Genomic DNA, 15,777 nt, shown 5'->3' with positions numbered 1-15,777 from the left:
GGGGAGGTGGAGGTGGCAAATATGACCAATCCTCGCGAATCGCCCTAGCGTGTGAGCATGTCGACGGCAGCCACCTCCCGTACCGGTCGTACCGGGCCCGCCCCCGGCGCCCTGCTGCTCTGCCGGGCCGCGCCGGATTCCGTCGCCGCCGTCGCCCCGCTGCTGCGCGAGCGGATGCTGCTCACGCGCGCGGGGGAGGGCTGGAGCGTCCTCGTGCCGGAAGGCGGCCCGTGGCGGCACGGTGAGGAGCCTGTCGACCGTGTCGTGACCGGCTGGGCCACCGCGCTGGCCGTCGGCGCTCCCTGGCCCGTCCTCGCCCTGTGGTGGGACGCGGACCGCGGCGGCTATACCCTCGCGTCCGGCTTCCGCCGCCCCGTGGGCTACATCTGGCTCACCAACGGCACCCCGGCCGGTGAGGACGAGGCCATGCGCACCTTCGCGGCCCGTCTGGCGCTCGACCCGGTCCTGGACGTCCAGTCCCTCGACCACCTCACGAAACCGGACCCCACCGCCGACGCCCGCACCCGCCTGCGCGGCCTGCTCGCGGTCCTCACGCGCGTGGGCCTGGCCCTCCCCGCCGGCCTCGCCCCCGGCGAACCGACCGATCGACTGCGCGAGGCGGCCCGGGCCCGGCCGGACACCCGCCCGATCGAGTGGGAGGGCCGGCAGGACACGGTCCGCGGCGAACTCGAAGCGGTCGTGGGCCGCCGCCTCACGCCCTGGCTCCCCTGGTCCGGCGACCCGAGGGCCCGCACCCTCGCCCTGGCCCAGATGGCGGCAGGTCTCCCCCTGGCCGTCTGGGGCCTACGGCACCGCAGCGGCGGCTGGCTCACGGCGGGGGCGCTGCTACTGGCGCACGGTGCGCTTGGGGTGTCGTACGAGCTGACGCACCCGCGCGATTGACCTGGGTGGTGGAATGCGGGGGGTGGTCTGTAGCGCGCCTTGCACCGCGTCGGCTCTGCTGTCGGTGTCTAGCTCATGGCGGGGGCGCTGCTGCTCGTGCACGGTGCGCTTGGGCTGTCGTACGACCTGACGCACCCGCGCGATTGACCTGGGTGGTGGAATGCGGGGGCGGTCCGTAGCGCGCCTTGCACCACATTGGTTGCTGGTCGGTGTCTGGCTCATGGCGGGGGCGGTCCGTAGCGCGCCCCGCACCGCATCGGCTCTGGGCGTCGGACCACCTGACGCACCGGCGCGACTGATCCTTAGCTGACCGTCGTACGACATCACGCGCCCGCTCGACCGACCCGGGCGGTGCGGTACGAAGGGCGCCCCGAGGGGCGCCCCGTGTCACTTCGGGTCTACTCGTCGTCCTCGTCGTCCAACCGAGCCAGCCACGTGGCCAGCCGCTCCACCGGCACCTCGAAGTCGGGGTTGAGGTCCACGAACGTCCGCAGCTGCTCGGCGAGCCACTCGAAGGTGACTTCCTCCTCGCCGCGCCGCTTCTCCAATTCCTCGATGCCACGGTCCGTGAAGTACATGCCGTCAAGGATAAGTGCGCCGAAACGGCCGGGCCGCACCCCTCGGGAGAGGGATGCGGCCCGGTCACGTACTGCCCCGAAGAGGGGTTACGCGTCGAACACCTCGCGCACCAGCTGCTCCTGCTCCGCCTGGTGCCGCTTGGCGGAACCGACCGCCGGGGACGAGCTGTGCGGGCGGGAGATCCGCCGCAGCCGCTCGCCGTGCGGGATGTCCGCGCCGACCGCCAGGTCCAGGTGGTCGATCAGGTTGAGGGCGATGAAGGGCCACGCGCCCTGGTTCGCCGGCTCCTCCTGGGCCCACAGGTACTTCTCGGCGTTCGGGTACTTGGCGATCTCCGCCTGGAGCTCGGCACCCGGGAGCGGGTACAGACGCTCGATGCGGATGATCGCCGTGTCCGTGATGCCGCGCTTCTGACGCTCGGCCTCGAGGTCGTAGTACAGCTTGCCCGCCACGAAGACGACCTTGCGGACCGCGGCGGCGTCCACGGACGTGTCGCCGATGACCGGGCGGAACTGGCCCGTCGTGAACTCCTCCGTCTTCGACGCGGCGGCCTTCAGACGCAGCATCGACTTCGGGGTGAAGACCACCAGCGGCTTGTGGTGCGGGTTGTGCACCTGCCACCGCAGGAGGTGGAAGTAGTTCGACGGCAGGGTCGGCATCGCGACCGTCATGTTGTTCTGGGCGCAGAGCTGGAGGAAGCGCTCCACGCGCGCGGACGAGTGGTCCGGGCCCTGGCCCTCGTAGCCGTGCGGGAGGAGCAGGGTGACGCCGGACGTCTGGCCCCACTTCTGCTCCGCCGCCGAGATGTACTCGTCGACGATCGTCTGCGCGCCGTTGACGAAGTCGCCGAACTGCGCCTCCCACAGCACGAGCGCGTCGGGGCGGGCCAGCGAGTAGCCGTACTCGAAGCCCATGACCGCGTACTCGGACAGCAGGGAGTTGTAGACGTTGTAGCGGGCCTGGTCCTCGTTCAGGTACTGGAGCGGGGTGTGCTCCTCGCCCGTCTCACGGTCGATGAGGACCGCGTGCCGCTGTCCGAAGGTGCCGCGCTGCGAGTCCTGGCCGGACAGCCGGACCGGGGTGCCCTCCAGGAGCAGGGAGCCCACGGCCAGCGTCTCGCCCATGCCCCAGTCGATCGTGCCGTCCTCGACCATCGACGCCCGGCGCTGCAGCTGCGGCAGCAGACGCGGGTGGACGTTGAAGGTGTCGGGGATGTTGACCTGGGACTCGGCGATCCGCTTGACGACCTCCGCGGAGATCGCGGTGTTCACGGCGACCGGGAACTCGGCCTGCGGGTCGGAGACGGGACCGGCGGCCGGCTGGGCCGTGACGGCCTCGCGGACCTCGGTGAAGACCTTCTCCAGCTGGCCCTGGTAGTCCTGGAGAGCTTGTTCCGCTTCTTCCAGGGTGATGTCGCCTCGGCCGATCAGCGACTCGGTGTAGAGCTTGCGCACCGAGCGCTTCTTGTCGATCAGGTCGTACATCAGCGGCTGGGTGAAGGCCGGGTTGTCCGACTCGTTGTGACCGCGGCGGCGGTAGCAGATGAGGTCGATCACCACGTCCTTGTTGAACGCCTGGCGGAACTCGAAGGCCAGACGGGCCACACGGACCACGGCCTCCGGGTCGTCGCCGTTCACGTGGAAGATCGGGGCCTCGATCATGCGGGCCACGTCCGTGGCGTACATCGAGGAACGCGAGGACTCGGGGGCCGCCGTGAAGCCGACCTGGTTGTTGATGACGATGTGGACCGTGCCGCCGGTGCGGTAACCCCGCAGCTGCGACATGTTCAGGGTCTCGGCCACCACGCCCTGGCCCGCGAAGGCCGCGTCACCGTGCAGGGCGACCGGCAGGACGGTGAAGTCCGTGCCGCCCTTGTTGATGATGTCCTGCTTGGCGCGGACGATGCCCTCGATGACCGGGTCGACCGTCTCCAGGTGGGAGGGGTTCGCGGCCAGCGAGACCTTGATCTGCTCGCCGTCCAGGCCGGTGAAGGTGCCCTCGGCGCCCAGGTGGTACTTCACGTCGCCGGAGCCGTGCATCGACTTCGGGTCGAGGTTGCCCTCGAACTCGCGGAAGATCTGCGCGTACGACTTGCCGACGATGTTCGCCAGGACGTTCAGGCGGCCGCGGTGGGCCATGCCGATGACGACCTCGTCCAGGCGGGACTCGGCGGCCGAGTCCAGCACCGCGTCGAGCAGCGGGATGACGGACTCGCCGCCCTCCAGGGAGAAGCGCTTCTGGCCGACGTACTTCGTCTGCAGGAAGGTCTCGAAGGCCTCGGCGGCGTTCAGGCGGCGCAGGATGCGCAGCTGCTCCTCGCGCTCCGGCTTGGTGTGCGAGCGCTCGATGCGGTCCTGGATCCACCTGCGCTGCTTCGGGTCCTGGATGTGCATGAACTCGACGCCGGTGGTGCGGCAGTACGAGTCGCGCAGCACGCCGAGGATGTCGCGCAGCTTCATCAGGGACTTGCCGGCGAAACCGCCGACCGCGAACTCCCGCTCCAGGTCCCACAGGGTGAGGCCGTGCTCGGTGATGTCCAGGTCGGGGTGCTTGCGCTGGCGGTACTCCAGCGGGTCGGTGTCGGCCATGACGTGGCCGCGGACCCGGTAGGAGTGGATCAGCTCGAAGACGCGGGCGGCCTTGGTGACGTCGTCGTCGTGCGAGGCGTCGATGTCCTTGAGCCAGCGGACCGGCTCGTAGGGGATGCGCAGCGCCTCGAAGATCTCGTCGTAGAAGCCGTTCTCGCCGAGCAGGTAGTTCGCGACGACGCGCAGGAACTCGCCGGAGGCGGCGCCCTGGATGACCCGGTGGTCGTAGGTCGACGTGAGCGTCATGACCTTCGAGATGCCGAGCTTGTTCAGGGTGTCCTGGCTGGTGCCCTGGAACTCCGCCGGGTAGTCCATCGAGCCGACGCCCATGATGACCGACTGGCCGGGCATCAGGCGGGGCACGGAGTGGACCGTACCGAGGCCACCGGGGTTCGTCAGGGAGACGGTGACACCGGTGAAGTCGTCCATCGTCAGCTTGCCGTCACGGGCGCGGCGGACGATGTCCTCGTAGGCCTGCCAGAACTCGAAGAAGTTCAGCGTCTCGGCCTTCTTGATGCCCGCGACGACCAGCTGGCGGTCGCCGTTGGGCTTCACCAGGTCGATGGCGAGGCCGAAGTTGACGTGCGCGGGCTTGACGAGGGTGGGCTTCCCGTCCTTCTCCGCGTAGTGCCAGTTCATCGACGGCATGGCCTTGATGGCCTGCACCATCGCGTACCCGATGAGGTGCGTGAAGGAGATCTTCCCGCCCCGGGCGCGCTTGAGGTGGTTGTTGATGACGATGCGGTTGTCGAAGAGCAGCTTCACCGGGACCGCGCGCACGGACGTGGCCGTGGGCAGCTCCAGGGAGGCGTTCATGTTCTTCGCGACCGCGGCGGCGGGGCCGCGCAGGGTCACCAGCTCGGGGCCCTCCGCGGAGGCACCCTCGGCGGCCGGCTTCGCGGCGGCGGCCTTGGCGGCGGCGGGCTTGGCGGCCGGAGCGGCCTGAGCCGGAGCGGCGGCCGGGGCGGCCTGAGCCGGGGCTGCCTTGGCCGGGGCCGGAGCCGCGGCGGCCGGCTGGGCCGCCGGAGCAGCGGCCGGGGCCGGCGCGGGAACCTGGGCCGGGGCGCTGGGCGCCGGGGCGGCGGACGCGGCGGTGGTGGTCTCCGCGGCCCCCGCGGCCGCGGTACCCGCCGAGGCCGGAGCCGGAGCCCCCGACTTGTAGTCGGCAAAGAAGTCCCACCAGGCACGGTCTACCGAATTCGGGTCCTGGAGGTACTGCTGATAGATCTCGTCGACGAGCCACTCGTTCGGGCCGAACGCGGCAGCGGGGTTCTTGCCCGCTTGGTCTGCGTCGGTCGAGATGCTCGAGTTACTGGGGGACTGTGGCGACACGGCGGCAACCGCCCTCTTCCGCTTCTCACAAGGTGATGGACAGCGGGAATAAAGGCTACGCCCCCAAGACCGGGAAGGTCAGGCCGGGCCGGTCCATCGTCGTGTAAGTCACATCAAACAGCGAGTTTCGCGGGTGGAAATGGCGGGAAACAAGCGTGGTTCTGGTACGTACGTCCGCCCGCGGGAAGCACCGAGTGGGGCTCTGCGCGACTGCGGCGCGGCCCTCTGCCTGATCACACGTGTCCGTCAGCGCGGAACAGAGATGGATCTTGTGGCTCCGCTTCGAACTTTACGTCAACTTGGCAGAGAGGGAAGTCCCGGAAGGGTGACAAGAATCCTGCAGCCCCGCTCGGATTCGGCCACTCCGATCCGGCCGCCGTGCAGATCCACCGCCCAGCGGGCGATCGCGAGCCCGAGCCCGGTGCCGCCGTCACTGCCCGGACCGTGCGGCCGCATGACCTGACCGCGGTTGAACCGCTCGAAGACGCGGTGCCACTCCGAGCGCGGAATGCCGGGACCCTCGTCGAGGACCTCCAGCTCGAGCGACTCGGGCAGGGCCCCGCGCCGCGCCTTGACCGTCACCCGTCCGTGTGCCGGGCTGTGCTTGACCGCGTTGTCGATCAGGTTGGCCACGACCTGGTGGATGCGCTCCGGATCGGCGTGCGCGGTGAGCTCCGGCGGGGACACGTCGAGGTGCAGATGGACGTCGTTGCGCGTGTGGCTGCCGGATCCGGAGGCGATGCCCGCGCGCGCCGTGGCGACCATGTTGGCCTCCTTCAGTACGCCCGACAGGTACGGCCACACCTCGAACCGGCGCTTCTTCAGCGGTACGACGCCGTTGTCGAGGCGGGACAGGTCCAGCAGCGTCTCCACCAGCCGGCCGAGCCGCTCGGTCTGCTTCAGGGCCGTGCGCATGGTCTCGGGGTCCGCCTGGGTGACACCGTCGACGATGTTCTCCAGCACCGCCCGCAGGCCCGCGATGGGCGTGCGCAGCTCGTGGGAGACATTTGCCACAAGTTCCTTGCGCTGGCGTTCCTGGGCCTCCAGGTCGTCCGCCATGCGGTTGATCGTCTGGGCCAGGTCGCCCAGCTCGTCCCGGCGGTTCTCGCGGACCCGGCGGGTGTAGTCGCCGTGCGAGATGGACCGGGCGACCGCGTTCATGTCGTCCAGGGGCGCGGTGAGCGAATGCGCCACGAACTGCGTAATGAGCAGTGTGGCGATCATCGAGAAGACCGTGATGAAGCGCAGCTCCGTCGCCGTGCGCATCGCGATCATCATCAGCCCGGTGGTGATGAGGACCGCGATGACGACCAGGGCGCCCAGCTTGGTCTTGATCGAGAACGGGCTCACGCCACCCCAGGGCTCCCTGGGACTTCTCCGGCCGGCCGGACCCTCGCTCATGGCGTCGGCGTCTCCAGGGCGTAGCCGACGCCGTGCACCGTGCGGATCCGCTCGGCGCCGATCTTCCGGCGCAGCGCCTTGATGTGGCTGTCGACGGTGCGGGTGCCGGACGCGTCCGCCCAGTCCCACACCTCGGCCAGCAGCTGCTCACGGGAGAGCACCGCGCGCGGGGTGTTCGCCAGGCACACCAGGAGGTCGAACTCGGTGGGCGTCAGATGCACGTCCTCCGAACGCACCCGCACCCGGCGCTGCGCGTGGTCGATCTCCAGCTCGCCGAGCCGCAGAATGCCGCTTCTGGGCGTGGCGGCGGCCAGTGCGGCCCGCTCGACGCGCCGCAGCAGCACGTGCACGCGCGCGGCCAGCTCCCGCATCGAGAACGGCTTGGTCATGTAGTCGTCGGCGCCGACGCCGAGGCCGACCAGCATGTCGGTCTCGTCGTCACGGGCCGTCAGCATCAGCACCGGCACCGGACGGGCGGCCTGCACACGGCGGCAGACCTCCAGGCCGTCGAAGCCGGGCAGCATGATGTCGAGGATCAGCAGGTCCGGCTGCCAGGCCTCGGCCGTGTCGACCGCCGACGGGCCGTCGACCGCCGTTTGCACGAGGAATCCCTCGGCGCGCAGGCGGGTCGCGATGGCGTCGACGATCGTCGGGTCGTCCTCGACGACCAGGACCCGGCGCTGAGCGCCCTGGGTGGCCGTCGAACCGTTGTGGGAGGTGTGTGTCTGCTCCATCGCCCGCCCCTGGGGAGTGCTTTCCGGAACCATGTGGGGTGATTCCTTGTCTGCGCATGACTGCGATTGACGCTTGAATGATCGGCGTAGGGAAGCAGAGTACGGGGAGTCATCACCCCTTTGCTATCCAGGTCGGACGGCGAGATGGACGACGTCCGGTACTCCCCGGGCAACCGGGATCTCCTCGGTACGTACCTGCTGGAACCCGGCATTTGCCAGTGATTGCTCAAATTCCGGAGAAGGTTTCGCCGACCACACGGCCAGTACGCCGCCCGGCTTCAACACCCTTGCGCAACTTGTGAGTCCGGTACGCGCGTAGAGCCCGTGGTTGCCGTCCGTGACCGTCCAGTCGGGCCCGTTGTCGATGTCGAGGCACAGCGCGTCAAAAGTGGCGCATGTCTCATTGACGAATCCGACTAGATCCGTTTCCACAATGTTCGTCCGGGGATCGGCGAGCGCCCGCGCCGAGAGGACCGAGAGCGGGCCCGCGCCGCGGTGCCAGTCGATGATCGCCGGTTCCCGCTCGACGACCGTGATCTGGCCCCAGCGCGGGTTCGCGGCCGCGTGTGCGAGCGAGAAGCCGACGCCGAGGCCGCCGATGAGGACGTGCGGATCCGGCCGGTCGTCGAGCGCGGCGAGCGCCGTGTCGACGAGCATCCGCTCCGAGCGTCCGTCGGAGGTGTCCATCAGGAAGCAGCCGTTGGCGATGATCTGGAGCAACTCGCCGTGGCGCCGCAGGACCACCTCTCCGTACGGGCCCTCGCGACGGTCCAGGACTTCAGGAATGTCGTACGAGGTGGGCATCGGCCCATCCTGGCAGGTGCGGGACCCGGGCCGGGGTTCCTTGAGAAGTCCCTGTGAATCGGGGCAGGGGTGGCGCAGGTCACAGACAGCGGGCGGGTGGGGCGCGAAGGGTGGGGTGGGACGGAAGGAGCAGCTCACCTTGGAACGGACCGTGCCGCCCCCAGCCGCCTCCGACGCACCCGCTCCCGAAGCAACTGCCCCGGAAGCACAGGACGCGTCCTTTCCGGATGTGGCCGGACTGCTCGACGGGATGCCCCGGCAGCGGGAACGGGGCGAGACGGACGCCACCGGGACACCGGTGACTTCGCCGCCGACGGCCGCTCTGGACACCCGCTCTCGCGTCCCCCGGCTCCTGCGGCTGCTCCCCACCCCGACCGGAACGCCGTTCACCTTCGTCTACGGCGCCGTCCTGGTCGTTGTCTCCCTGGTCGCCGCGCAGCTGGACCCCGCCGTCGCGCACACCCTGCACCAGGGCTCCAGCACCGATGTCGCGCACCTCGTGCGCATGCCCGTACTGGTGCTGGTGGCCAGCGCGTTGTGGATCGCGGGCGGGGTCCTCTCGCCGTACGCACTCGCCCTGCTGGTCGTCCTCACCGCGCTGGAGCGCCGGATCGGTGGCGTGCGCACGGCCGGTGTCTTCCTGCTCGGGCACATCGGGGCGACCCTCGCGACGGAGGTCCCCGTAGGCCTCGCGGTCCTGGTCGGGCAGCTGCCCGCCAGTTCGCTGCACCGCCTCGACTACGGCGTCAGCTTCGGCGTGGCCGCGAGCCTCGGCGCGCTGGCGGGGCTGCTCGGGCCGTGGCTGCGCTGGCCGTTGCTCGCTCTCTTCGGCTGGGTGCTGGTGACCGATCTGATCGCGTTCACCGACCCGCTGACCGACTGGGGTCATCCGATCGCCCTGACGATCGGGATCGCGACCTGGCCGCTGGTACGGCGCCGGTACCCGGACCGGCAGCCCGTCGCCGCCGGTTAGCCGCCGGTCAGGCCCGAGGCCGCCGCCGTCCCGGTGACCCCGTGTCAGCGGGCCGGTGGTGTCCAGACGTACGGCGTGGTCGTGGTCACCGCGTGCAGGCCGAGCCGGCGCAGGATGGGCGCGCTGTCGTCCGACGCGTCCACGTGCAGCCAGGTGACCCCGCGGGAGACGGCGAGCGCGGCGCGTACGGCGACCAGGGCGCGGTAGATGCCCCTGCCCCGCCACTCGGCCAGGGTGGAACCGCCCCACAGGCTCGCGAACTCCGTGCCCGGGCGGAACACCAGCCAGGCGGCGCACACCACTTCGCCGTCCGCCTCGGCGACGTACACCGCGATGTCGTCCGGCGCGGTGGCGACCCGGCCGATCAGGTCGTCGGCGAGCCAGCTCCAGTCCTGGCCCCAGACCGCCGACTCCATCGCGGCGATCCGCCGCATGTCGGCGTCCGCCGTGACCCGGCGCACGGTGACGCCGTCCGGCGGCACGGGCTCTCCTACGGCCATCTCGGCGGCCCGGCCGACCAGTACCGTCTCCCGCTCCTCGGGCACGAAACCGGCCGCGGTCAGTCGTTCGGTGAGGTCGGCCGGGGTGTCGTGGGAGCGGGTCTTCCACTCGACGGCCTCACCGCGCGCCGCGAAGAACTCCCGTTGCCGCGCGATGAGTTCGTCGAGCGCGTCACCCGCCACGCCGAGGTCACGCGGCCCGCTCACCAACCCGCGGAACTGGCCGACGATCCGCAGCAGCGGTCCGTCCTGCTCGTACGTCACCCCGGCGGGCGGGGTCGGGGGAGCGCCGCGCATCTGGTCGTCGTAGGCGGAGAGGAGGGGCTGTATGTGGGTGGTGGGCATGGTCGTTTCGTTCCCCCAGTCGTGTAGGTCGTGTGGGTCGCAGCCGGCTTTCTCCGCTACCCGGCAGAGGCCTCGCGATCCCGGCGTGCCCCCGGTCGAGGTCGACGCATCCGCCTGATACGCGCGTGCCTCGTCCTCGGTCGGTGTCGGCAGCGGGTTCCACCGCTCCAGGCCGCCGGGAAGAGCGAGGACCGGCTGGGTGTTGTCCGCCATGCGGCCGGCGGGAACACCGGAGGGATCGGGGTGATCACCGGCGCAGCATGACAGAGGCCCTCCGCGGCCGCCCCGGGTTTTCCGCGGGCGGTGACGGACGGTCACCCAGCGTCCGGTCCCACGAACTTCGCACTGGTGAGCGGAGCCTCCACATGCCAGCCCAGAGACTCGTACAGCGCCCGTCCCGCCGGGGTTCCGGCGAGGACGCCGGTGTGCGCCCCGGCGGCCGCCGCCGCGGCCTGGAGGGTGCGCATGACGACGCTGCCCAGGCCCAGGCGCCGGTGCGAGGGCGCGGTCTCGATCTGGTCGAAGACGGCGGTCGCGCCGGTCGGGGCGGTCTGGCCGCGCGCCGCGAGGGAGCCGTCGGGCGCGGCGACGAGCATGCGCGTGACACCGCCGACGGACCAGACGCGCTTCCGGTAGCCCTCGGGGACGCGCGTACGTCCGCCCTCCGCTGCGGACAGCGGAACCGTCATCAGATACCCCGGCTCGGGATCCACCCACCAGCCCTCGCCGAGCCAGCCTCCGACCACCTCCGGGTGCTGGAACACCTTGAGCCACACCCCGGCGCCCGTCACCCCGTCCGCGACCTTGCGCACGAGCTCCTCGTCCACGCCGTCGCCCAGCGCCTCGAAGACATGCCGCGAGACCTGCGCGAGCTGCCCCACGTCGACGGTGAACCCCCACGGCTCAGGCTCCGGCGGGGCAGCCCCGCGGGACACCACCCAGCCGGTCACCCACGCCTGTACGACTCCGTCCACGACAAACCCCCTGTAATGACCGATGACTACATGTGTCTATTACAAGATGACGGTAGGTCCGGAACCGTCGATTCCGGCAGTCGTGATCGCCGACAGCGAACAGGCAAGCGGCTGGGGAACATTCGACGGCGCATGTGCATTGAGTCGGCATAGCTCAACTTGACTGCCGAAGGGGAGATCATGGCTTCGACGTCCACACCGCTCACTCTGCCTGTGCTGCCGCTCGACGACGAGGTCGTGCTGCCCGGAATGGTGGTCCCGCTGGACCTGAACGACACCGACGTCCGCGCCGCGGTGGAGGCCGCCCAGGCCGCCGCCCGCTCGGAACCCGGAAAGCCGAAGGTCCTCCTGGTGCCCCGCATCGACGGCACCTACGCGAGCACCGGTGTGCTCGGCACCGTCGAGCAGGTCGGCCGGCTGGCCGACGGCGACCCCGGCGCGCTCATCCGCGGCCGGAGCAGGGTGAAGATCGGTGCGGGGACCACCGGCCCGGGCGCCGCCCTGTGGGTCGAGGGGACCACGGTCGAGCAGACCGTCCCCGACCCGCTGCCCGGGCACGCGACCGAACTGGTCAAGGAGTACAAGGCACTCGCCACCGCCTGGCTGCGCAAGCGCGGCGCCTGGCAGGTCGTGGACCGGGTGCAGGCCATCGACGACATCTCCACCCTCGCCGACAACTCCGGTTACTCGCCCTTCCTGACCACCGAGCAGAAGGTCGAACTGCTGGAGACGGCCGACCCGATCGCCCGCCTCAAGCTCGCCACCCAGCAGCTTCGCGACCACCTCGCCGAGCAGGACGTGGCCGAGACCATCGCGAAGGACGTCCAGGAGGGCGTCGACAAGCAGCAGCGGGAGTTCCTGCTCCGCCGTCAGCTGGAAGCCGTACGCAAGGAACTGCGCGATCTCAACGGCGAGCAGGAGGGCGAGGAGTCCGACGACTACCGCGCCCGCGTGGAGGCCGCCGACCTGCCCGAGAAGGTGCGGGAAGCCGCCCTCAAGGAGGTCGACAAGCTGGAGCGGTCCTCCGACCAGTCCCCGGAGGGCTCCTGGATCCGCACCTGGCTGGACACCGTCCTCGAACTGCCGTGGAACGAACGGACCGAGGACGCGTACGACATCCAGGGCGCCAAGGCGATCCTCGACGCCGAGCACGCGGGCCTGGAGGACGTGAAGGAGCGGATCACCGAGTACCTGGCGGTGCGCAAGCGCCGTAACGACCGGGGCCTGGGCGTGGTCGGCGGGCGGCGCGGCGGTGCCGTGCTCGCGCTCGTCGGGCCTCCCGGTGTCGGCAAGACCTCGCTCGGCGAGTCCGTCGCGCACGCCATGGGCCGCAAGTTCGTCCGCGTCGCCCTCGGCGGTGTGCGGGACGAGGCGGAGATCCGCGGTCACCGGCGGACGTACGTCGGCGCGCTGCCCGGCCGGATCGTGCGGGCGATCAAGGAGGCCGGTTCGATGAACCCGGTCGTCCTGCTCGACGAGATCGACAAGGTGGGCTCCGACTTCCGCGGCGACCCCGCGGCCGCCCTCCTGGAGGTCCTGGACCCGGCGCAGAACCACACCTTCCGCGACCACTACCTGGAGGTCGAGCTCGACCTGTCGGACGTCGTCTTCCTCGCCACGGCCAACGTGCTGGAGGCGATCCCGGAGGCGCTGCTCGACCGGATGGAGCTGGTCCGGCTCGACGGGTACACCGAGGACGAGAAGATCGTCATCGCCCGTGACCACCTGCTCCCGCGCCAGCTGGAGCGGGCGGGACTGGAAAAGGACGAGGTCGTCATCGACGAGAGCGCGCTGCGCAAGCTCGCCGGCGAGTACACCCGCGAGGCGGGCGTCCGCACCCTGGAGCGGTCGATCGCGAGGCTGCTGCGCAAGGTGGCGGCCCAGCACGAACTCGGCGAGCGCGAACTGCCGTTCACGGTCACCGACGAGGAACTGCGCGGCCTGATCGGCCGACCGCACCACGTGCCCGAGTCGGCGCAGGACCCCGCGGAGCGCCGTACGGCGGTCCCGGGCGTCGCCACCGGGCTCGCGGTCACCGGAGCGGGCGGGGACGTCCTGTTCGTCGAGGCGTCGCTGGCCGACCCGGAGACGGGCGCGGCGGGTCTGACGCTGACCGGCCAGCTGGGTGACGTGATGAAGGAGAGCGCGCAGATCGCCCTGTCCTTCCTCCGCTCGCACGGCGCGGAGCTCGAACTGCCGGTGGGGGACCTGAAGGACCGGGGCGTGCACATCCACTTCCCGGCGGGCGCGGTGCCGAAGGACGGTCCGAGCGCGGGCGTCACCATGACGACGGCGCTGGCCTCGCTGCTCTCCGGCCGCCTGGTCCGCACGGACGTGGCGATGACGGGCGAGGTCTCGCTGACCGGGCGGGTGCTGCCGATCGGCGGGGTGAAGCAGAAGCTGCTCGCCGCGCACCGCGCCGGGGTGAGCACCGTCATCATCCCGAAGCGCAACGAGGCCGACCTGGACGACGTCCCGGCGGAGGTGCTGGACAAGCTCGACGTCCACGCCGTCACCGACGTCCGCCAGGTCCTGGAGCTGGCGCTGTCCCCGGCGGCGAACGGGGCCGCGCCGGAGGTTCCGGTCGCTGCGTGACGGCGTGGTCCACGAGCGGGCTGCGCCCGCGGTGACCGGATGAGGTGAAGGCCCGGGTTCTCGTGAGGGAGGCCCGGGCCTTCGCCGTACGCGGGGGAGGGTCAGCCGTTGGCGAGCGCCTGTACGCGGTCCAGGGCGCCGTCGAACCGGTCGTGGTCGCCGACCGTCGGCCCGGACGAGGTGTACTGCCACATGGTGTACGTGCTCCAGCCGGCCGGGAGGGTGCCGGCCGTCGAGGCGTACCGGGCGACCCACAGCGGGGTGGCGGAGAAGCCGGCGTAGCTGCCGGTGCACTGGTTCCACCAGCTGGTGGCGGTGTAGATGACGGCCTGCCGGCCGGTGCGTGCCTTGTACTGGTTCAGGAAGTCACGGATCCAGCTGACCATCGCGCCCGGCGTCTTGTCGAAGCAGGCGTCGCCGTACGGGTTCCACTCGATGTCGAGCACCCCGGGCAGGGTCCTGCCGCCCTTGGACCAGCCGCCACCGTGGTCGACGAAGTAGTCGGCCTGCGTGGCGCCGTTCGTGGTGTCCGGGGTGGCGAAGTGGTAGGCCCCGCGGATCATCCCGACGTCGTAGGAGCCGGAGTACTGCTGGGAGAAGTAGGGATTCGTGTAGTAGGTCCCCTCGCTCGCCTTGCTGTACGCCCACCGGACGCCGCTGTTCCACAGGGTCGGCCAGGCGACGTTGCCCTGATAGCTGGCGACGTCGACGCCCTCCGCCTGGGTGGCGCGGGTGCCGGTGGGCATACCGTCCTCGCCGTCATGCGCTACGACGCCCATTCCCATGTGGGCGGAGCCGCGGGCCGGGGTGGCGGTGGCATCGGGGGCTTCTGCGGCCGGGGCGGGGGCCGTGTGGAGCAGGGAGAACGCGGTGAGCAGGAGTCCGACGAGGAAGAGACGTCGGGGTCGTATCCGTTCGGGTCTGTGCACGGTCATGGTGTGTCTCCAGTGGCTCGGTGACGCTCGGTCGGGGAACTGGAAGGCCGTGGTGGGCTGACGTGGGCATGCCAGCCCCCTCTCGGTGACGACGCTGCGCAGGGCGACGACGGGGTGGGAAGAGGGACCGGCGGCTGCCGTTGGTCCAGCCCTGCGAAATACTTACGGAGCTGCGGTGGTGTCGCAATTTGGCGGAAACCTTCACGACCGGGAAATTCAAGGCAGGGGCTGACGTGCACGAAGACGGAGACGGCGGCGGTGGCCGGGGCGGGCCCGATGTGGCGCCGAGCGGTGTGAACCAGCCCGGATTCCTGGCGCTGGAGCGCGAGTTGACCGTCCTGCTGCGCCGCGCCCGGGCCAACCAGGGGGAGATGGCCCGTGAGGTCCACCCCGACCTGGAGTCGGCGGCTTACGGACTGCTCGTCCGTCTGGATGAATGCGGCCGTCAGCGAGCCACCGAACTGGCCGCCTACATCGGCGTGGGCAAGGCCACGATGTCCCGACAGCTGCGCGCTCTGGACGACCTGGGCCTGGTCGCCCGCGAACCCGACCCGGCGGACGGCCGTGCCTGGCTGGTGGACCTCACGGAGGAGGGCCGCTCCCGGGTACAGAGGGTCCGCGACGCACGCCGGGCCCGGTACGCGGGCCGACTGGCGCACTGGGATCCGGGGGAGGTCACCGAACTGGCGCGGCTGTTGCACCAGCTGAACAGGGGCATGGAGAGGTAGGCCGCCGCCCCCGAACACCGCACGGGCGGCCGTACTGCCGGGTGAAGTGAGCGGGCGCGTCCCTTGTACCGGCGCCGGTGCGATGCCGCCGAGCGGGCCGAGCAGGCGTCCGCTTCGGCCGGACGGGTGTCGTGGTGGTGCCGGGGCGGGGTGGTCGAGTGTGGCTGTTCCGGGCGGGGGCCTGTCGTGACGTGCCGGGTCGATGTTGCCGAGCAGGTCGGGGCGGGTGTCGTGGCGGTGGCGGGCTGAAGCAGTCGAGCGCGCCGGATCGCAGTCCGCACCGGGCGGCGCCTGCCGTGCCGATCGGTGCGGTCACGGTTCCCGCGCCGCTCGCCCGGTCGCCCTCGCCCACAGTTCCGGCGGCTGTCTCGGCTGTACATGGCTCG

The 15,777-nt window shown here is 70.8% G+C and carries 12 protein-coding genes; 4 read left to right on the top strand and 8 right to left on the bottom strand.

The window, feature by feature from the left end; genetic code table 11:
* Nucleotides 1–57: 57 nt before the first annotated feature.
* The gene (locus tag D1369_RS13150) at nucleotides 58–903 is read left to right on the top strand and encodes a hypothetical protein (protein WP_007384660.1); all 846 of its coding nucleotides are present in this window, start codon (nucleotides 58–60) and stop codon (nucleotides 901–903) included.
* A 398-nt stretch (nucleotides 904–1,301) separates the two neighbouring features.
* On the opposite strand, the gene D1369_RS13145 is transcribed toward D1369_RS13150, so the two are convergent.
* From D1369_RS13145 to D1369_RS13125, 5 genes are all read right to left on the bottom strand, one after another.
* A complete protein-coding gene (locus D1369_RS13145; protein WP_003992906.1) occupies nucleotides 1,302–1,481 on the bottom strand; it encodes a DUF6104 family protein in 180 nt (59 codons plus the stop codon).
* Nucleotides 1,482–1,568: 87 nt separating this feature from the next.
* Entirely contained in the window at nucleotides 1,569–5,402 is a 3,834-nt protein-coding gene (locus D1369_RS13140; RefSeq protein WP_118082458.1) for a multifunctional oxoglutarate decarboxylase/oxoglutarate dehydrogenase thiamine pyrophosphate-binding subunit/dihydrolipoyllysine-residue succinyltransferase subunit, read from the bottom strand.
* Nucleotides 5,403–5,696: 294 nt separating this feature from the next.
* On the bottom strand, nucleotides 5,697–6,803 hold the full coding sequence (locus D1369_RS13135) for an ATP-binding protein (protein WP_007384662.1): 1,107 nt from the start codon (nucleotides 6,801–6,803) through the stop codon (nucleotides 5,697–5,699).
* A complete protein-coding gene (locus D1369_RS13130) occupies nucleotides 6,800–7,537 on the bottom strand; it encodes a response regulator transcription factor (RefSeq protein ID WP_007384663.1) in 738 nt (245 codons plus the stop codon). Before D1369_RS13130 ends, D1369_RS13135 begins: the two co-directional genes overlap by 4 nt.
* Nucleotides 7,538–7,660: 123 nt before the next feature.
* Nucleotides 7,661–8,341, bottom strand: coding sequence for a spermidine synthase (locus tag D1369_RS13125; protein ID WP_007384664.1), 681 nt, complete (start codon nucleotides 8,339–8,341; stop codon nucleotides 7,661–7,663).
* Between the two features lie 229 nt (nucleotides 8,342–8,570).
* On the opposite strand from D1369_RS13125, the gene D1369_RS13120 reads away from it, so the two are divergent.
* A complete protein-coding gene (locus D1369_RS13120) occupies nucleotides 8,571–9,314 on the top strand; it encodes a rhomboid-like protein (protein WP_106433534.1) in 744 nt (247 codons plus the stop codon).
* Nucleotides 9,315–9,358: 44 nt separating this feature from the next.
* Here D1369_RS13120 and D1369_RS13115 read toward each other — a convergent pair whose 3' ends face one another.
* Together D1369_RS13115 and D1369_RS13110 are read right to left on the bottom strand one after the other, a co-directional pair.
* Nucleotides 9,359–10,159 (bottom strand): GNAT family N-acetyltransferase, encoded by an 801-nt coding sequence (locus tag D1369_RS13115; protein ID WP_007384666.1) that lies wholly within the window; start codon nucleotides 10,157–10,159, stop codon nucleotides 9,359–9,361.
* 314 nt (nucleotides 10,160–10,473) lie between these two features.
* Nucleotides 10,474–11,133 (bottom strand): GNAT family N-acetyltransferase, encoded by a 660-nt coding sequence (locus tag D1369_RS13110; protein ID WP_007384667.1) that lies wholly within the window; start codon nucleotides 11,131–11,133, stop codon nucleotides 10,474–10,476.
* A 180-nt stretch (nucleotides 11,134–11,313) separates the two neighbouring features.
* On the opposite strand from D1369_RS13110, the gene lon reads away from it, so the two are divergent.
* Nucleotides 11,314–13,728: an endopeptidase La gene (gene lon, locus D1369_RS13105; RefSeq protein WP_007384668.1), complete on the top strand. Its 2,415-nt coding sequence runs from the start codon at nucleotides 11,314–11,316 to the stop codon at nucleotides 13,726–13,728.
* Nucleotides 13,729–13,829: 101 nt separating this feature from the next.
* Here lon and D1369_RS13100 read toward each other — a convergent pair whose 3' ends face one another.
* A complete protein-coding gene (locus D1369_RS13100) occupies nucleotides 13,830–14,663 on the bottom strand; it encodes a lysozyme (protein WP_037901417.1) in 834 nt (277 codons plus the stop codon).
* A gap of 233 nt (nucleotides 14,664–14,896) precedes the next feature.
* On the opposite strand from D1369_RS13100, the gene D1369_RS13095 reads away from it, so the two are divergent.
* Nucleotides 14,897–15,391 (top strand): MarR family transcriptional regulator, encoded by a 495-nt coding sequence (locus D1369_RS13095; RefSeq protein WP_118082457.1) that lies wholly within the window; start codon nucleotides 14,897–14,899, stop codon nucleotides 15,389–15,391.
* Nucleotides 15,392–15,777: the final 386 nt, after the last annotated feature.

Origin of the sequence: Streptomyces sp. CC0208 (assembly GCF_003443735.1) — a bacterium.
GTDB classification, from domain to species: domain Bacteria; phylum Actinomycetota; class Actinomycetes; order Streptomycetales; family Streptomycetaceae; genus Streptomyces; species Streptomyces sviceus.
The sequence above is the reverse complement of the archived record's forward strand: the minus strand, read 5'-3'. Positions and strand labels throughout refer to the sequence as shown.